The sequence below is a fragment of the Gilliamella sp. LMG 34362 genome (assembly GCF_984569125.1).
Genome location: NZ_OZ474902.1, coordinates 1,753,775 through 1,772,035, shown reverse-complemented (window position 1 = coordinate 1,772,035; position 18,261 = coordinate 1,753,775). Strand labels below are relative to the sequence as shown.

The window sequence follows — 18,261 nt, the reverse complement described above, 5'->3', positions numbered from 1 at the left end:
TAATGAGCGAGTAAATCGTGACACATACACCTCGATAAAGTTTAGGATTCAAGTAATTTTACATGTCCAATATATGGTAAATGGCGATAATGCTGCGCATAATCTATACCATAACCTACTACAAACTCGTCAGGAATTGAAAAACCGATATACTTTACAGGTACTACAACTTCACGGCGTGAAGGTTTATCTAATAATGTACAAATCTCGATACTACGAGGATGACGTAGTTTTAAAATAGCCATTACCTTGCTAAGCGTATTGCCAGTATCAATAATATCTTCAACAATCAGTACATCTTTGTCACGAATATCTTCATCTAAATCTTTTAAAATTTTGACATCTCTATTACTTACCACTGCATTGCCATAACTTGAGGCCGTCATAAAGTCGACTTCGTGACCAACGCTAATTGCTCGGCTTAGATCTGCCATAAAGATAAAAGAACCTCTTAACAAACCAACTAAAATAAGCTCATTTTGACTGCCTGCATAATCTTGACTTATCTGTTGACCTATTTCATTTACCCGCTTTTGGATATCTTCAGCAGATATCATGGTTTCTAATGTATGTTTTTTCATTAATAATGCTCAGTATATATCTTAAAAAATCAGAATAGATTTTAGCAATTTTCGCAGGTAAAAAGAATAACTAAGCCAATATTTTATCAAATAATTAACAAATGATTTATAGAATTCATTTTTTAATATTAAGTCAATGGTTAACTGTAATATGACAATATTATTTATTTTGTTTTTTTTCTAAACGACGTTTTTTGAAAAAGTTGCTTAACATTGAGCTACATTCACTAGCTAAAACACCACTAGTTATTTGGGCAAAATGATTAATGCCCGTTCTGGAAAGAATATTGATATAAGAACCAGCAGCACCAGTTTTATAATCACTAGCACCATACACTACACGTTTGATTCGACTATGTATAATAGCACCTGCACACATAATACAAGGTTCAAGAGTAACATACAATGTTGTATTGACTAAACGGTAGTTGTGTAAAAATCGACCTGCTTGTTCAATCGCCATGATTTCTGCATGAGCAGTTGGGTTATGCTTAATAATTGATTGATTAAATCCTTCACCAATAAGTTGTCCGTTTTCATCAACAATTACTGCGCCGACCGGAATTTCTCCTATAGATTCAGCGCATTTTGCCAATTCTAATGCATGACGCATCCAAATTTCATCTGTCATGCTTTAATATTATAAATTATTTAGATTAAGTACATCACGCATATCATAAAGTCCAACCGGCTGCTTAGCAAGCCATAATGCAGCACGTACTGCTCCATTAGCAAATGTCATTCGACTTGAAGCTTTATGACTAATTTCAACTCGTTCCCCAACATCAGCAAAGATAGCAGTATGTTCACCTACAATATCACCAGCTCGAATAGTAGCAAAACCAATTGCACCTTTTTGTCTTTCTCCGGTATGGCCTTCTCGGCAATAAACTGCACGTTCATTTAAGTTACAACCAAGTGCATCAGCAATAGCTTCGCCCATAGCAAGAGCGGTACCTGATGGGGCATCGACTTTATGACGATGATGGGCTTCGATAATTTCGATATCAGTATAATCACCCATAATTTGGGTGGCTTTTTCAAGTAATTTAAGTACTAAGTTAACACCAACGCTGAAGTTAGCAGCAAATACAATTGCAATTTGTTGTGCGGCATTAGCAATTGCTTGTTTACCTGCTTCATCAAAGCCAGTTGTGCCGATTATCATCATTTTCTTATGTTCGACACAAAAAGTTAGATGTGCTAGAGTCCCTTCAGGACGAGTAAAATCAATTAATACATCAAACTGATCTTTTGCTTTTAATAGATTATCAGTGACTTTTACACCACACAGTCCAATACCAGCAAGCTCACCAGCATCACTACCTATCAACGATGATCCTACTCTTTCAAAAGCAGCGCCTAAAGTCACACCTTCAATTTGAGATACAGCTTGAATGAGTTGACGACCCATCTTACCTCCGGCGCCAGCAATAGCGATGCGAATCATACTTGTAGACATATAACTTTCCTTACATTATCACCTTACATACATAAACAAATATTATAGCGGAAAACTATTAAGTTATATACCAGCTAAAAGGCAAAATGTTATACTTTGTTCCTATTATTCTTATAATAAAAATAGGATACGTTATGTGTTGTAAATGGTATTTTGGGTGGAACATTGTTATTGCAGCAGCGTTGTTAACTCTACTTTCAAGTGGATTACGTATGAGCATGGGGGTATTCTTTTTACCTATTGCCAATGATCTACAATTTAGCCGTAGTACTTTATCAAGTATTATTGCCATTGGTATGCTGTTTTCAGGAATTGCGATGCCAATAGCCGGTTATTTAGTTAGCAAATATGGAACACGCTTTGTATTATTATTAGGTTCAATAATTATTATTATTTCGTCTGTTTGGGCTGCTAATATAACTGATTATTGGAATTTTTTATTATCCTTTGGTATCGCGTTATCTTTTGGTACCTCGTTTGTCGGTTCGGTAAGTTTTACACCGATTGTTGTTCGCTGGTTTAGCAAACATCGCGGATTGGCCTTGTTTATTTTATCGAGTGGTAGTATGGCGGGCATTGCCGTTATGTTACCTGTATTTGCTTATTTTATTCCACATTATGGATGGCAAACTACATTGATAGCATTTTCACTATTTTTTATGCTTTTAGCTTTACCGATAGCGCTCTTTATTATGAAAGATAAAAAAAGTGATACTGAAACAACTGAAAGTAATCATGATTTAAAACCTGAAATGACGTTAGGTCAAGTCTTAAAAACGCGACCTTTTTGGTTACTTAGTTTTGGTTTGTTTACTTGTGGATTTAGCATGAATTTACTTGGGACTCACGGTGTTCCTATGTTAATGGATCATGGGTTTGATTCAATAACCAGTTCTTCTGGACTAGGTTTAATTGGTCTGGTGGCAATATTTAGCACATTACTGCTTGGCTATATTTCAGATATTGTGCCACGAAAATTTGTATTAGCTATGATCTATTTTGTTCGGGGTATAGGATTTATAGCATTAGTTATTGCAGCAACGCAATGGCAACTTTATACCATAGCCTTATTAGGTGGGTTAGTCTGGGCTGGCGCTTTATCTTTATCAAGTGCCATATCTGCTGATATTTACGGTGTAAAAATTGTTGGTTTGCTTTCAGGTTTAACCTATTTAGGTCACCAAATTGGCGCAATGATTGGTTCGTGGTTGGGTGGATGGGCCTATGACACATGGCATAATCACTTTATTGCCTTTGGTATAGCCAGTGCTTTATTATTGTTAGCTGCGTTATGTACTTGCTACTTACCTAAAATACGTAATAGTTAAATATAACAAAAATGGACGCTATCTACGTCCATTTTTATTAGAGAACCTTTAACAATTCAACATCAAAAATTAGAGTACTATACGGTGGAATCGACGCTCCTGCACCTTGAGAACCATAAGCTAATTCTTGAGGAATATATAACCGCCATTTTGAGCCTTCAGGCATTAATTGTAACGCTTCAACCCAACCACGAATAACACCATTAACAGGGAATTCAGCCGGTTGACCTCGTTCAACTGAACTATCAAATACCGTGCCATCGATTAGCTGTCCAGTATAATGAACTTGCACTCGGTCAGTTGCTTTTGGATATGCGCCAGTACCTTGTTTAACTATTTCGTATTGTAAACCTGATTCAGTTGATTTTATGCCGTCTTTTTTAAGATTTTCCGTTAAAAAGTCTTTTCCTGCTTGGGCAATTTTTTCAGCTTGCTTCGCTTTTTCTTTAGAAGCTTGTTCATGAACGTGACGAAGAGCATCATGCAATTCTTGTAAAGGTAAAGCCGGTTGGTTACCACTTAATACATCTTCCATAGCTAATTTTAGTGCATTAAGTTCTAAATTATTTAAGCCCGACTCTTTCAGTTGCTGGCCAATTTGTAGTCCAATTGCGTAACTTGCTTTTTGCTCAATAGTATCTAATTTCATTTTTTACCTGTCATATTGTTAATATTAAGTTAGTTATTATAGAGCATTACGATTAAAGATAAGAAGAAAAATATCAACTCCTATTAATTATCATCAATATAACAATGCTTTCTAATATAAATTTAGAGAAGAATTTACTATTTTATCTAGCGCTTAGTTAAAATATCAGCGATAATAAGTTTTATTGTATTTTTGAATGGATGATTTTAAATGCCGTTTCGTAAATCTATTTCGCTTGCTATTGTGACCAGTATGTTACTAACTGGTTGTTCACTTGTTGATCGTTGGGTTTATCGACCTGATATCAATCAAGGTAATTATGTAACAAAAGATGCAATAGAATTATTACAAGTAGGCCAAAGCAAAGAGCAGGTGGTATTTATTATGGGATCGCCAATGTTAACCTCATCTTTTGGGGATAATGTTTGGTATTATGTTTTTCGCCAACAGCCACGCCATGGTAATGTGAGCCAAATCACTTATGCCGTTTATTTTGATGGGATGGGGGTAGTGAGTGATATTAAAACTTCTACATTAGAAGGTTCTTTGTCATTAGAGGAAATGAATAAACAGGAAATTTCAGATCCTATTGACATTAAGTCTGAAGATGACAATGATAATCTAACTAATCAACAATCATCGGAAACTTCATCAGAACTCGAATCGGAATCAGAATAGAATCAAAAAAACCTCGTTAATAATAACGAGGTTTTTTATATCTATGTTCAATCAATGTTAAATTCGATTAAATCGGTCTATTAGTAGTGACCACCAATAGAAGAAATAAGAGCCACTATAAGAATCATATAAATGATGAAAAATACAATTGAACAAATAAAAGCAATTAATGTAAACTTCCAATAACCATGTAAATTTTCAATAGCTTCAACAAGATTTCGTTCGTTATCAAAATTTGCAGCCATACCAAATGTGCTGCCTGATTTGAATAGTTTTACGCCAGCTAAAATTACCGGAATACCGATGATAGCGGATATGATCCCTAAACAAGATAAGGCGCCGATAATTATCATTATAACTCCATAGATTTGTTGCATTATTGCTATAAATTTCATCTGTTTTTTTAACATTTCAGTTGAATTAATAGTAATACTTTTCGATTGATTAAGATCCATATTTATTCCTTAAATTATATATTGTTGTACTATCAAAAAATGGCGGATAGAATAACATTTTATTTTTTTATGTCGAGGCTAATTTGCAAAAAAAATCTACATTAAATCGTTTTTCAATAGCTCCCATGTTGGATTGGACGGATAAACATTGTCGTTATTTTCATCGTATTTTGACTAAACAGACGTTACTTTATAGTGAAATGGTAACTACAGGGGCAATTTTATTTGGTAAAGGCGATTATTTAGCTTTTAATAGCCAAGAACATCCTTTGAGTCTTCAACTAGGTGGAAGTGATCCTATTGCATTGGCTAAATGTGCAAAATTAGCCGAAGAACGAGGATATGACGAAATCAATCTCAATGTCGGATGCCCTTCCGACCGCGTACAAAATGGCATGTTTGGTGCCTGTTTAATGGCGAAAGCTGATTTAGTCGCAAATTGTATTAATGCAATGCAAAATGCAGTTAGTATTCCCGTAACGGTAAAAACACGTATTGGTATTGATAATCAAGATAGTTATGAATTTTTATGTGAATTTATTGAAAAAGTTATGCCTTATAGCGAAACATTTATTGTACATGCTCGTAAAGCTTGGCTTTCCGGACTTAGTCCAAAAGAAAATCGCGAAGTGCCACCACTTGATTATGAGCGAGTATATCAATTGAAACGTGATTATCCTCATCTAACAATCGCCATAAATGGAGGAATTAAAACCATTGATGAAATCAAACAGCATTTAACTTTTGTTGATGGTGTTATGGTTGGTCGCGAGGCTTATCAAAATCCTATTCTACTTACGCAAATTGATCAACAAATCTTTGGTTCTGATGCTCCAATTCCTGAGCCTATAGCTGCAATACAAGAACTTTATCCTTATATTGAAACGCAGCTAACTCAAGGTGCTCAACTCAATCATATTATGCGCCATACTTTAGGTATCTTTAATGGTAGAAAGGGGGCTAAACAGTGGCGACGCTATTTGAGTGAAAATGCCCATAAAAAAGGGGTAGGAATAGAAGTTGTTGAACAGGCATTAACTTTTATTCAATAGCAACAAATGTTATGAGATGTTTCGAAGTATGCTTGATTGCACATGCTTGACGGTTCAGTATATACTAGCGAACAATTTTACTTAGGGTTCTCTTCTGTGCGTTTAAATTCAAGTCAACAACAAGCTGTCGAATATGTTTCAGGGCCTTGTCTGGTACTAGCAGGTGCGGGTTCAGGTAAAACTCGAGTAATTATTAATAAAATTGCTTATTTAATTCGGATAAAAGAATATTTGCCTCGACATATTGTTGCCGTGACTTTTACTAATAAAGCGGCTCGGGAAATGAAAGAACGCATAGCCCAATCGTTGAGTAAGCCTGAGGCAAGAGGGTTAAAAATTTCAACCTTCCATACCTTAGGACTAGATATTGTACGTCGAGAATATAAACATCTTGGTATTAAAGCTAATTTTTCACTATTTGATGATCATGATCAATTCGCTTTGCTCAAAGAGCTTACCCAGCAATGGTTAGATGGTGATAAAGATCTTATTAATCAGTTACGTTCAACTATTTCGAATTGGAAGAATGATATTGTTGATTCAACCATTGCAATGGCGAGAGCACAAACTAATAAAGAAAAGCTATTTGCTCATTGTTATCAACTTTATGAAAAGCAACTTAAAGCATGTAGCATATTAGATTTTGACGATCTTATTTTATTACCGACATTGCTATTAAAAACCAATGAAGAAGTTAGAGAAAAATGGCAAAACCGTATTCGTTATCTATTAATTGATGAGTATCAAGATACCAATACTAGTCAATATGAATTTATTAAATTATTGGTAGGTAGCCGAGCTAAATTTACGGTTGTCGGCGATGATGATCAATCAATTTATTCATGGCGTGGTGCCCGTCCTAAAAATTTAGTTTTACTCAAGCAGGACTTTCCTCAACTAGAAGTAATTAAGTTAGAACAAAATTACCGATCATCAGGAAGAATATTAAAAGTTGCCAATATTTTAATTGAAAATAACCCTCACATCTTTGAAAAGAAATTATTTTCCGAACTCGGTTATGGAGAACATCTAAAAGTTATATCAGCTGATAATGAAGAACATGAAGCAGAAAAAGTGGTTAATGACTTAATTGGACATCGATTTGCCAATAATAGCCAATATGGTCAATATGCCATTTTGTATCGAGGTAACCATCAATCTCGTTTAATTGAAAAAATGCTAATGCAATATCGAATTCCTTATCGAATTTCAGGCGGTACATCTTTTTTTGCTCGAATTGAAATCAAAGATTTAATGGCCTATCTTCGATTATTAACCAATCCTGACGATGATAATGCATTTATTCGGATTATTAATACCCCAAAACGTGAAATTGGACCTGCAACCATCCAAAAATTAGGGGAGTGGGCAAATCATCGTGGAGTTAGCTTATATAAAGCAAGCCATGATATGGGATTAACGGAATTACTTTCAGGTAAACGCATGGAGACATTGCATACCTTTATTCACTGGTTTGATTCTTTGATTGAAAAATCACATATAGAGCCGATGGCTGCCATTCATGAACTCTTACATGGTATTCATTATGAAAGTTGGATCTATGAAACCTCATCTTCGCCAACGGCTGGGCAAATGCGCATGCGTAATGTAGAACAGTTGGTGAGCTGGTTAAATGATATGTTACAGGGTGATGATATCGATGAAGGATTAACTTTAGAGCAGGCTGTAGCTAGATTTACCTTGCGTGATATGTTAGAGCGTAATGAAACAGAAGAAGAGCTGGATCAAGTACAATTAATGACATTACATGCGTCTAAAGGGCTTGAGTTTCCTTATGTATACTTAATTGGCATGTCAGAAGGATTATTGCCACATCAAACCAGTATAGATGAAGATAATATTGAAGAAGAACGACGGCTTGCTTATGTTGGCATCACTCGAGCACAACGGGAATTGACCTTTTCATTTAGTCGACAGAGAAAACAATTTGGAGAAACAGTTTATGTAGAACCAAGCCGCTTTTTACTTGAACTTCCTCAAGACGATTTAGTATGGCAAGATCAGCGTCATGAATTATCACCTGAGAAAAAGATGCAACAAGGGCAAAGTCGTTTAGCTATGCTAAAAGCACAAATAGCCAATGCTAAATAAAAGACTAATATTTCAATTGAGATAAGACAGCCATCGAATTGCTATCATGATTTATAATTAAATCAGACTAAATTAACAATAATATAAAATATTGAGGAAAGGGGTTTTTTAGGCTTAATAATAAATAAATTTTTATTTATTTTTAGCAAAATACTCGATTTTTTATTAGAAAAATTTTCAATATAGCGATTATGCCATTAAATTGATGATATTTTGACTATATAACCTAATAATCGATTAAAAAGCATTGACGGATCAAAATAGCTTTATATAATACTCTGCGTTATATTAATTCTGCTACTTAATGTCTCCTTAGCTCAGCTGGATAGAGCAACGGCCTTCTAAGCCGTAGGTCACAGGTTCGAATCCTGTAGGGGACGCCATCCGAATTTCAAATAAGTTTAAATATATTCTAAAAATCCCTCAATAAGTAGTTTTATATGATAATACTGACACAAGATTATTAACACGGCATTACATTCCTGAATATCTGCTTACTCAGGCGGCTAATAAAAAAAGCTTTGTTTTGATTTTTTCATTATAAATAAAATATCATTAACTATTTGATTTTTATTTTTACAATGAAAAAACCGATAAAATTATTTAACAACAATTAATTATCTTCTAAGTTTCAATGCGGTAGGGATTATATAAAAATTATTAACAAGCAAGTTGTTAATAATAATGGCTTAAGTGTTGTGTATTTTAAGAAGCTTTTTTTATCATCTCCAACGTTTTATTGTTATTTAATTCATTTTGGCGAATTAATTGTGTCTAGTTTTCAGTTGCTTTGATACTCATATTGTAGTTTGGTTGTTATTAACACAATTATAGCTTTAGATTTGTTTTATAGTGACTTATTAATAATATCTATTTTTCACATGCTTTTAAATTTTTCAAATAATGATAGAATCTATGGCAGTAGATAAAAAACGATTTAAAAGGAATTAAATATGGTGTTAAATGGTTGGGGAGTGTTTTTACTTACCTTGATTATTTATTGGTGGGTTTATTTTGCTGTATTAGCGATTGGTATATTGCTTTTATTCTCATCTCATAAATTTTTAAGAATTACCGGGATATTTTTTATAATTGTTCCTATATGTTGTTATCTTTTCATGTTTCTCTTCTTAATTTTTGCACCTAGATTTTCAGTTGGATAAAAAAGAGCATAATATAACAAAGATTACAATAATCATGTAATTATTTGATTTAATTAAATGATTAAATAGTTTATTTTTGCTTGAAATTAAAGTATAGCTAAAAAGATTAAACTGATTTTGCTATATACTCTTATTATTCAAAAAATAAAGTTAATCAATAGTTATATCAGTTATGATAATCAAATAACCCGCAAAAGCGGGTTATTTGATTCTTGGGATAATTTGATTTTAGAAATCAATGTCTAAACCTAGTTGGAATGTACGGCCAGGTGCAGTAAACATATCTAGGTATTTATGATCTGATGTACTGTATAATTTATTATTACTTAGATAATCCCAATATTTTTGATCAGTAAGATTGTAGATCCCACCATTTAGTTTCACATTTTTGGTGATATTGATATAACCTGTTAAATCAACAATACCATGACCAGCAATTCTAAAGTAATCATCTTTAGATTTAGCAATTGGTTTACCATCATTACCATAACTTTCACGAGATGTTGCTTCAGTTTTTTTGCCTTTTTGGAAAGTTGCCGTAATTGCTACACCATAAAATTTGTTCGGATCGTCCCATGCTAAGCCGATAGTGCTTTTCATTGGGGCAATAGAATCCATTTCAATATATTTATCCCCTAAATAACTCGATTTTGATTTGCCTTGGTTATAACCAATTGCGAATCTGGCACTTAAACCATTAACCGGTTCAATCCATTTTCCAATATTGAATTCACTGCTTAGTTCAGCACCATAAATATAGGCTTTATCACGGTTCTCTGCTTGATAAACAATACGGTTACCAACGCCAACGAAGTTTTTATTATAGCGAGTATAAGCGATAAAGTTTTTATATTTATTATAAAAAGCTGATGATGAAAGTGTCACACCTGATACAGGTTGCCCTTTTAAACCTAATTCAAAGTTGTCACTAGTTTCAGTTTTTAGGTTTGAATCACCCACTAATACATACTTAGTGTTATGTGCTAAATAAGAGCCATAAAGTTGGTTCTGATTTGGCATTTGTGCAGCTCGCTTATATTGTAAATAAGCAGTAAAATCAGGGGTAATATCATACATAAATGCCATGGATGGTAATACTTTAAAATCGCTATTGCTATTGTATTGTTTACCCAATTGACTACTATTTATTTTTGATAATGACATATTTTCAAGGTTGCGCGGTTTAGTATTTTGGTAAACAGCTCTGACACCGGGAACTAAATAAAAATTATTACTGTCATTAACATTAAAGTTTATCCGATCTTCGAAGAAGCCACCGAGTTGATAACTACGGCTATCGGCTTGAGGTTTACTATAATCTCCATCAGGAAAAAATGATGCATTTGGAGATTTAGCTGATGAGAAGAATGGCGATTCATCTTCGCTCCATTTACCATTTAATCCAGCACTAATGCTTTGATTATCATAACTTTTGATTAGAGTTGTAATAAAGTTATAAGATTTCGTGTTATAGTTAGTTTGGGTATTAAAATTGCCTTTAGTTTTATGACGGAGGTCGGTACTGTCATAAACATTAGTTCGTTGATAATTCAATTGTGTGGTTAAACTATCAATCCAATTGATATTTGTCGGTTTCCATTGATCTTTAATTGCAAGATTGAAACGATTGTTTTTGCTTCTTTGTTTATCAAATGATTCAACTTTTTTACCATATCTATCCCAAGTATCATAATGAGCGTTTTTGGTTTTATTATTGTAATCAACAGTGGTGTTGATTAAATGTTCATCGGTCATTTGCCAACCAAAACCAGCTAAGATTGAATTAGAATGCCAATTTTCTGGATAGCTACTGATTGAATCGCCATGATTACGCGTTTGTTGCCCATCGCGTCGACTTAATACCAAAATACCATTGAGATACTCATCACCACCAGCCATGGTTAAACCCTGATGATAACTTCGGTCGGCGCTATCATAGTTGTTTTGGAAACCGAAATAACTGGTTTTTCCTGGATAAAGATAATAACTGGCGGTTTTAGTTTGAAATGATACGGAGCCTCCTAAAGCATTGTTAGCGTTACTTACCGAGGTTGCGCCTGATTGGATATCAACTTTATTGTACATATAAGTATCGATATAATCTCGCCCGATACCATAAGATCCAAATCCAGCTCGACCTACTGAATTAACCCGACCTTGGGCAATAGGTAATGGCATACCATCAATATCGATTGAAACACGGTTAGCATCTAAACCACGGATGTTATAACCAGTAAATCCACCTCGGTCCCAACTGCTTTTGCCACTACCTGAGCCGGAAATACTACCAGATGCTGATATCAGCGGTTGATAACGCATAATGGTGCCAAAATTAGTCCCACCATCACGGCGAATATCTTGTTCCGAAATTTCGGTATTTGTTCCGGGTTTTTTCGTTGCTTCATGAGCGGTAACGGTAATAGTATCAATATCGTTTTGCTCATTAGGTTTATCAGCAGCAATAGCAGGTAACGCTAAGGTTAAACCTATTGCTAATGAACTGGTATTTTTTAAATATTTAAACTTTAACATGTTAGTCCTTTCAAACCTGATATACTAAATAATAAAGTGCACATCTATTGCTTCAATTATTAAAAATTTTATTAAATTCTTTAAAATAACTTATTGTGGATAAAAACTTTGGAAAAGTATTTTGGCTGCTTCATCAACTCGTGGGCCAATGCCGAACAAATAGCTATCATCAATAATGGTAATTCGATTATTTTTAAACGCTGCAGTTTCAATAATACCTGGAATAGTATTAACTTTATCTAGTCCGCCTAGTTGATCAATTGAATGTTTATTCAATATGATGACTTCCGGATTAAGAGTAATTAATGATTCGGCAGTATAACTTTTAAAGCTATTATGATTAGCAAGATTTTCACCACCAGCAATGGTGATTAATGCATCAATAGTTGTGTTTTTCCCTGCTACTGAGTTAGTTCCTCCCATGCTCATTAAAGCTAAAACCTTAGTTTTTTGTGGGTGTGTAGTAATTTTCGTTTCTAGGTCAGCAAGATTCGTCCTGATTTGATTGATGAGCACTTGACCTTCTTTTTGTTTATCTAATTTAACTGCAATTTTATTAATATTTTCGTAAAGTAATTCAATTGTCCCTGGTACACGTTTCAACGCTAGAACATCTACTTTTGACTGATTAACTTGATCAATAATATTTTCAGGTTCAACATCATTTAACGTGATAAACAGTGATGGTTTTAACGATAAAATGCCTTCAATGTTTAATAATTTCCAATAACCAATTTGTGGCAATTGTTTAACTTTTTCAGGAAAACTACTTGTTTTATCTACGCCGACAACCTGATCACCAGCACCCAGAGCAAACACAATTTCAGTAAGGGCGCCGCCGGCAATAACGATTCTTTGACTAGCTGAACAAACATTAATAAAGCTATTAATACTGAAAATTAGCAAAAATAGCACCAATTTTCCCATAAACTTCTTTTTCATGATTTATGTACCTACCATGGCTTAAAAATTAGACTGGATAATATAGTGAAAATGATAACCATTATCAACATAAAATCTATAGGGATTTGCTGTAGCAGGGCAAAAAAAAAAGCAAATTTAAGAATAAAAATAAACTTTTTTTTAAATAAATAATAAATTTATAATCAATAAATTATAAAAATAAAATTGAAAAAATTTTTTCAAATACTCCCAATTATTAGCTAAATAATCAACAATTACAGCTATAAATGCAGGTTAAGTCATCATTTGATGATAATTAATAATGAATTTTAGTTGTTATTTTTTCTCTGAAAAAAACTATTTTTATCAACTCCACCAATTATCGGTGGAGTGATTATTTTTTAAGATTAAAAATCAATATTTAAACCTAATTGGAAAGTACGACTTGGTGCCGTAAACATATCTAGGTATTTATGATCTGATGTACTATATAATTTATTATTACTTAGATAATCCCAATATTTTTGATCAGTAAGATTGTAGATCCCACCATTTAGTTTCACATTTTTTGTAATATTGATATAACCTGTTAAATCGACAATACCATGACCAGCAATTCTAAAGTAATCATCTTTGGAATTAGGGATAGGTTTACCTTCATTGTTATAAGTTTCACGAGATGTAGCTTCCTTTTTTTTGCCTTTTTGGAAAGTTGCCGTAATTGCTATACCATAAAACTTATTTGGATCATCCCATGCTAAGCCGATAATGCTTTTTATTGGAGCAATAGAGTCCATTTCAATATATTTATCTCCTAAATAACTTGATTTTGATTTGCCTTGGTTATAACCAATTGCAAATCTGGCACTTAAACCATTAACCGGTTCAATCCATTTTCCAATATTGAATTCACTGCTTAGTTCAGCACCATAAATATAAGCTTTATCACGGTTCTCTGCTTGATAAACAATACGATTACCAATGCCTAAAAAATCTTTTTTATAGCGAGTATAAGCGATAAAGTTTTTATATTTATTATAAAAAGCTGATGATGAAAGTGTCACACCTGATACAGGTTGGCCTTTTAAACCTAATTCAAAGTTGTCACTAGTTTCGGTTTTAAGATTTGAATCACCAACTAATAAAGCAATACTACTATGGGCTAAATAAGAGCCATAAAGCTGATTCTGATTAGGCATTTGTGCTGCACGTTGATACTGTAAATAGGCAGTAAAATCAGGGGTAATGTCATACATAAATGCTATCGAAGGCAATACTTTAAAATCGCTGTTACTATTGTATTGTTTACCTAATCGATTGCTATTAATATTCGTCACTGACATATTTTCAAGATTACGCGGTTTAGTATTTTGGTAAACAGCTCTGACACCGGGGACTAAATAAAAATTATTACTGTCATTAACATTAAAGTTTATCTGATCTTCGAAGAAGCCACCGAGTTGATAACTACGACTATCGGCTTGTGGCTTACTATATGGACCATCGGGAAGAATAATGATATTTTCTGATTCAGCCGATGTAAAAAATGGTGATTCATCTTCACTCCATTTACCATTTAATCCAGCACTAATGCGTTGATTATCATAACTTTTGATTAAAGTGGTAATAAAGTTATAAGCTTTGGTATTGTAGTTCGTTTGGGTATTAAAATTACCTCTAGTTTTGTGACGGAGATCGGTACTGTCATAGACATGGGTTTGTTGATAATTCAACTGTGTGGTTAAACTATCAATCCAACTGATATTTGTCGGTTTCCATTGATCTTTAATTGCAAGATTGAAACGATTGTTTTTGCTTCTTTGTTTATCAAATGATTCAATCTTTTTACCATACCTATCCCAAGTATCATAATGAGCGTTTTTGGTTTTATTATTGTAATCAACAGTGGTGTTGATTAAATGTTCATCGGTCATTTGCCAACCAAAACCGGCTAAGATTGAATTAGAATGCCAATTTTCTGGATAACTATTGATTGAATCGCCATGATTACGCGTTTGTTGCCCATCGTGTCGACTTAATACCAAAATACCATTGAGATACTCATCACCACCAGCCATGGTTAAACCCTGATGATAACTTCGGTCGGCACTGTCATAGTTGTTTTGAAAACCGAAATAACTGGTTTTTCCTGGATAAAGATAATAACTGGCGGTTTTAGTTTGAAATGATACGGAGCCTCCTAAAGCATTGTTAGCGTTACTTACCGAGGTTGCGCCTGATTGGATATCAACTTTATTGTACATATAAGTATCAATATAATCTCGTCCAATACCATAAGAACCAAATCCGGCCCGACCAACACCATTAACTCGACCTTGGGCAATAGGTAATGGCATACCATCAATATCGATTGAAACACGGTTAGCATCTAAACCACGGATGTTATAACCAGTAAATCCACCACGATCCCAACTGCTTTTACCACTACCTGAGCCGGAAATACTACCAGATGCTGATATCAGCGGTTGATAACGCATAATGGTGCCAAAATTAGTCCCACCATCTCGGCGAATATCTTGTTCCGAAATTTCGGAACTTGTTCCAGATTTTTTTGTCGTTTCATGGGCGGTAACGGTAATAGTATCAATATCGTTTTGCTCATTAGGTTTATCAGCAGCAATAGCAGGTAACGCTAAGGTTAAACCTATTGCTAATGAACTGGTATTTTTTAAAAATTTAAAATTTAACATTTAACATTCTAGTCCTTTAATCGATAATGTAATAAATAACAAGAACGCTCATTTATTGCTTCAAATGATAAAAATATTAATAAAAAATATAAAAATAGTTATTCTAAAAATTTATTGAGGGTAAAAACCTTGAAAGAGTATTTTTACTGCATCATCTACTCTTGGGCCAATGCCGAACAAATAGCTATCATCAATAATGATAATTCGATTATTTTTAAATGCCTCTGTCTCTGAAATACCAGGAATAGTATTGATTTTATCTAAACCACCTAATTCATTGATTGAATGTGTGGTTAAAATAATAGCTTCTGGATTCATAGCAATTAAGGATTCAGTTGTATAAGTTTTAACACTGTTATGAGTAGCAAGATTTTCACCACCAGCAATAGTGATTAAAGCGTCTGTAGTCGTATTTTTTCCTGCAATCAAAATGCTTCCCCCCATATTCATGATACACAACACTTTTATTTTATGTGGTTGCGTCGCTATTTGAGTTTGGATATTAGAAAGATTCTTTTTGATTTGATTGATTAGTTCTTGGCCTTTTTCTTGTTTATCCAATTTTACGGCAATCTTATTAATATTTTCATAAAGTAAATCAATTGTGGCTGGTACACGTTTCAACGCTAGAACAGCAACTTTTGCTTGGGTTATTTGCTGAAGAATCTTATCGGTTTCAGTATCATTGAAACTAATAACTAGTGAGGGATTAAGAGATAGTATTGACTCAATATTTAGTAATTTTAAATAACCAATTTGAGGAAGTTGTTTTACTGTTTGAGGAAAGTGACTGGTGCTATCAACACCGACAACCTGATCACCAGCACCCAGAGCAAACACAATTTCAGTCAGTGCGCCACCAGCGATAACAATTCTCTCATTTGCATAACTGAAATTAGTAAAGTTATGTACACTAAAAATGAATATGAATAATAAAATATTTGCCATAAATTTCTTTTTCATTCTGTATTTTCTCATTAAAAAGTTTACAAATAGACCAATCAATATATTGAAAATGATAATCATTATCAATATGTATTAATAATAATTTATAAGAAGTTTTAAAAAAATAGGAACTAAAACTAAAATAATTTTATTATTCAAATAAATAGTAAATTCATATTACATAACAAATAAATAAATAATGAAAAAAATATTGATAAATGAGAATAATTATTATTTAATTCTGCAAGATTATTTTTATGAATGGAAGTTATGAAATCATTTGATGTAAGTGCCTATTACGCTTTAAATTCAGTTTTACCCTTTAAAGATCGTTGGGCTGTAATGCCATTACAAGCCAGTTTACCTGTTCCGCCTCCAGAATTAGAGCAACAATGGAATAACCTACTAAATTCAAATTTAGCTGGCAAAAAAAGGTTAATTTATTTACATATTCCTTTTTGTGATATTCATTGCCAGTTTTGTGGTTTTTATCAAAATCCATTACGTAAGTTTGATACCAAAACTTATATAGACTATTTACTACAGGAAATATCTTTAGAAATCAATAGTAAAGCAATGCAGTCGGCCCCAATTCATGCTATTTATTTTGGTGGTGGAACACCTTCAGCATTGGCGACTGGACAATTAGCTCGAGTAATTAGTTATTTTAAACAACATGCCCCTTTAGCGCCTGATTGTGAGATTACCGTAGAAGGTCGAATTTCTGATTTTGATGATGAAAAAATTGATAGTTATATTGAGTCTGGAGCTAATCGTTTTTCGATAGGTGTACAAACATTTAATACTGAAATTAGACAAAAATTAGGGCGCCAATCATCGGAAAAGGAGATTATTCAACGTTTCGAAAACATTGCTTCACGAGATAGTGTGGCACTAGTTTGTGATTTAATGTTTGGTTTACCTAATCAAACAACGGCTACATGGCAAAGAGATTTAGCAATTGCCGATCAACTTCCGCTTGATGGCGTTGATCTTTATTCTTTAAATCTTTTGCCAACTACTCCTTTAGCGAAAGGGGTTGAAAATAGAAGAATTGAATTACCATCGGTTATTGATAAATGTGGTTTTTACCATCAAGGTGCCAAGTATTTAGCTAAACAAGGCTGGACACATTTAACTAATGCTCATTGGGCTAAAACCAGTCGTGAGCGCAATTTATATAATTTTCTCATAAAGCAAGGCTCACATTTTTTTGGATTTGGTTCTTGTGCTGGTGGTAAATTAAATGGTCAATCCTATATGATCCATCGTGATTTAAATCAGTATTATGCATTATTAGACCAAGGTAAGAAACCAATAATGATGTTAACAGATAAACCATTACTTGGCGATTGGTTACATAAGTTACAAGCTGGTATCGAGAAAGGCCGAATTGATTTAACTCAGTTAACCGATCGTGCAGAATTGTTTGATCCACTAATCAAACAATGGCATGAAGTAGGGCTATTACAAAATGAAGATCACTGTTTACGACTTACCTTATCGGGACGATTTTGGTCGAGTAATCTATTACAAGCCTTACAGCAACTGTTATTACAACTTAATAATCCTGAACATCTCGAATTACAAAAACAAATGGCACAAGCTAGACAAACCATGCAAAAAAGTAATGGTGTAGCTAAAGCTCATCCTCATATGCAAAATATCCATTTAAAAAACAAATGATTAA

The 18,261-nt window shown here is 33.5% G+C and carries 14 protein-coding genes and 1 tRNA gene; 6 read left to right on the top strand and 9 right to left on the bottom strand.

Annotated elements, in window-relative coordinates; all coding sequences use genetic code 11:
• Positions 1-41: 41 nt before the first annotated feature.
• From hpt to dapB, 3 genes are all read right to left on the bottom strand, one after another.
• On the bottom strand, positions 42-581 hold the full coding sequence (gene hpt, locus AC5LWZ_RS08180) for a hypoxanthine phosphoribosyltransferase (protein ID WP_110447667.1): 540 nt from the start codon (positions 579-581) through the stop codon (positions 42-44).
• Between the two features lie 160 nt (positions 582-741).
• Positions 742-1,212, bottom strand: coding sequence for a tRNA adenosine(34) deaminase TadA (tadA, locus tag AC5LWZ_RS08175; RefSeq protein WP_110447668.1), 471 nt, complete (start codon positions 1,210-1,212; stop codon positions 742-744).
• Between the two features lie 9 nt (positions 1,213-1,221).
• Positions 1,222-2,043 (bottom strand): 4-hydroxy-tetrahydrodipicolinate reductase, encoded by an 822-nt coding sequence (gene dapB, locus AC5LWZ_RS08170; RefSeq protein WP_493463453.1) that lies wholly within the window; start codon positions 2,041-2,043, stop codon positions 1,222-1,224.
• A gap of 134 nt (positions 2,044-2,177) precedes the next feature.
• On the opposite strand from dapB, the gene AC5LWZ_RS08165 reads away from it, so the two are divergent.
• On the top strand, positions 2,178-3,371 hold the full coding sequence (locus AC5LWZ_RS08165) for an MFS transporter (protein WP_198200175.1): 1,194 nt from the start codon (positions 2,178-2,180) through the stop codon (positions 3,369-3,371).
• 37 nt (positions 3,372-3,408) lie between these two features.
• Here AC5LWZ_RS08165 and bamJ read toward each other — a convergent pair whose 3' ends face one another.
• Positions 3,409-4,020 carry a BamJ family beta-barrel-assembly machinery protein gene (gene bamJ, locus AC5LWZ_RS08160; RefSeq protein WP_110447671.1) on the bottom strand — a complete coding sequence of 204 codons (612 nt, stop codon included), beginning with the start codon at positions 4,018-4,020 and terminating at the stop codon, positions 3,409-3,411.
• Positions 4,021-4,230: 210 nt separating this feature from the next.
• Between bamJ and bamE the strand changes: the two genes are divergently transcribed.
• Entirely contained in the window at positions 4,231-4,698 is a 468-nt protein-coding gene (gene bamE, locus AC5LWZ_RS08155; RefSeq protein WP_110447672.1) for an outer membrane protein assembly factor BamE, read from the top strand.
• A gap of 80 nt (positions 4,699-4,778) precedes the next feature.
• Here bamE and AC5LWZ_RS08150 read toward each other — a convergent pair whose 3' ends face one another.
• Entirely contained in the window at positions 4,779-5,153 is a 375-nt protein-coding gene (locus AC5LWZ_RS08150) for a DUF5362 family protein (protein WP_493463452.1), read from the bottom strand.
• Between the two features lie 125 nt (positions 5,154-5,278).
• Here AC5LWZ_RS08150 and dusA point away from each other — a divergent pair, with 125 nt between their 5' ends.
• The 3 genes from dusA to AC5LWZ_RS08135 all read left to right on the top strand — a co-directional run bounded on the left by dusA (position 5,279) and on the right by AC5LWZ_RS08135 (position 8,700).
• Positions 5,279-6,205 (top strand): tRNA dihydrouridine(20/20a) synthase DusA, encoded by a 927-nt coding sequence (gene dusA / locus AC5LWZ_RS08145; protein ID WP_493464195.1) that lies wholly within the window; start codon positions 5,279-5,281, stop codon positions 6,203-6,205.
• Between the two features lie 96 nt (positions 6,206-6,301).
• Entirely contained in the window at positions 6,302-8,317 is a 2,016-nt protein-coding gene (gene rep, locus AC5LWZ_RS08140; protein ID WP_493463451.1) for a DNA helicase Rep, read from the top strand.
• 306 nt (positions 8,318-8,623) lie between these two features.
• Positions 8,624-8,700, top strand: a tRNA-Arg gene (locus AC5LWZ_RS08135).
• Positions 8,701-9,708: 1,008 nt separating this feature from the next.
• On the opposite strand, the gene AC5LWZ_RS08130 is transcribed toward AC5LWZ_RS08135, so the two are convergent.
• The 4 genes from AC5LWZ_RS08130 to AC5LWZ_RS08115 form a co-directional block, all read right to left on the bottom strand.
• Positions 9,709-12,012: a TonB-dependent receptor domain-containing protein gene (locus AC5LWZ_RS08130; protein WP_493463450.1), complete on the bottom strand. Its 2,304-nt coding sequence runs from the start codon at positions 12,010-12,012 to the stop codon at positions 9,709-9,711.
• A 90-nt stretch (positions 12,013-12,102) separates the two neighbouring features.
• Positions 12,103-12,954, bottom strand: coding sequence for a heme/hemin ABC transporter substrate-binding protein (locus AC5LWZ_RS08125; protein ID WP_110447700.1), 852 nt, complete (start codon positions 12,952-12,954; stop codon positions 12,103-12,105).
• A gap of 368 nt (positions 12,955-13,322) precedes the next feature.
• A complete protein-coding gene (locus AC5LWZ_RS08120) occupies positions 13,323-15,626 on the bottom strand; it encodes a TonB-dependent receptor domain-containing protein (protein WP_493463449.1) in 2,304 nt (767 codons plus the stop codon).
• A gap of 111 nt (positions 15,627-15,737) precedes the next feature.
• The gene (locus AC5LWZ_RS08115) at positions 15,738-16,589 is read right to left on the bottom strand and encodes a heme/hemin ABC transporter substrate-binding protein (protein ID WP_493463448.1); all 852 of its coding nucleotides are present in this window, start codon (positions 16,587-16,589) and stop codon (positions 15,738-15,740) included.
• A 252-nt stretch (positions 16,590-16,841) separates the two neighbouring features.
• Between AC5LWZ_RS08115 and hutW the strand changes: the two genes are divergently transcribed.
• On the top strand, positions 16,842-18,257 hold the full coding sequence (hutW, locus tag AC5LWZ_RS08110; protein ID WP_493463447.1) for a heme anaerobic degradation radical SAM methyltransferase ChuW/HutW: 1,416 nt from the start codon (positions 16,842-16,844) through the stop codon (positions 18,255-18,257).
• Positions 18,258-18,261 lie beyond the last annotated feature (4 nt).

Bases quoted from the DNA above. Each gene is read 5' to 3' on its own strand.
- hpt (WP_110447667.1), bottom strand. From the start codon at position 581: ATGAAAAAACATACATTAGAAACCATGATATCTGCTGAAGATATCCAA.
- tadA (WP_110447668.1), bottom strand. From the start codon at position 1,212: ATGACAGATGAAATTTGGATGCGTCATGCATTAGAATTGGCAAAATGC.
- AC5LWZ_RS08165 (WP_198200175.1), top strand. From the start codon at position 2,178: ATGTGTTGTAAATGGTATTTTGGGTGGAACATTGTTATTGCAGCAGCG.
- bamE (WP_110447672.1), top strand. From the start codon at position 4,231: ATGCCGTTTCGTAAATCTATTTCGCTTGCTATTGTGACCAGTATGTTA.
- AC5LWZ_RS08150 (WP_493463452.1), bottom strand. From the start codon at position 5,153: ATGGATCTTAATCAATCGAAAAGTATTACTATTAATTCAACTGAAATG.
- AC5LWZ_RS08120 (WP_493463449.1), bottom strand. From the start codon at position 15,626: ATGTTAAATTTTAAATTTTTAAAAAATACCAGTTCATTAGCAATAGGT.
- AC5LWZ_RS08115 (WP_493463448.1), bottom strand. From the start codon at position 16,589: ATGAAAAAGAAATTTATGGCAAATATTTTATTATTCATATTCATTTTT.
- dusA (WP_493464195.1), top strand. From the start codon at position 5,279: ATGTTGGATTGGACGGATAAACATTGTCGTTATTTTCATCGTATTTTG.
- AC5LWZ_RS08125 (WP_110447700.1), bottom strand. From the start codon at position 12,954: ATGAAAAAGAAGTTTATGGGAAAATTGGTGCTATTTTTGCTAATTTTC.
- bamJ (WP_110447671.1), bottom strand. From the start codon at position 4,020: ATGAAATTAGATACTATTGAGCAAAAAGCAAGTTACGCAATTGGACTA.
- AC5LWZ_RS08130 (WP_493463450.1), bottom strand. From the start codon at position 12,012: ATGTTAAAGTTTAAATATTTAAAAAATACCAGTTCATTAGCAATAGGT.
- hutW (WP_493463447.1), top strand. From the start codon at position 16,842: ATGAAATCATTTGATGTAAGTGCCTATTACGCTTTAAATTCAGTTTTA.
- dapB (WP_493463453.1), bottom strand. From the start codon at position 2,043: ATGTCTACAAGTATGATTCGCATCGCTATTGCTGGCGCCGGAGGTAAG.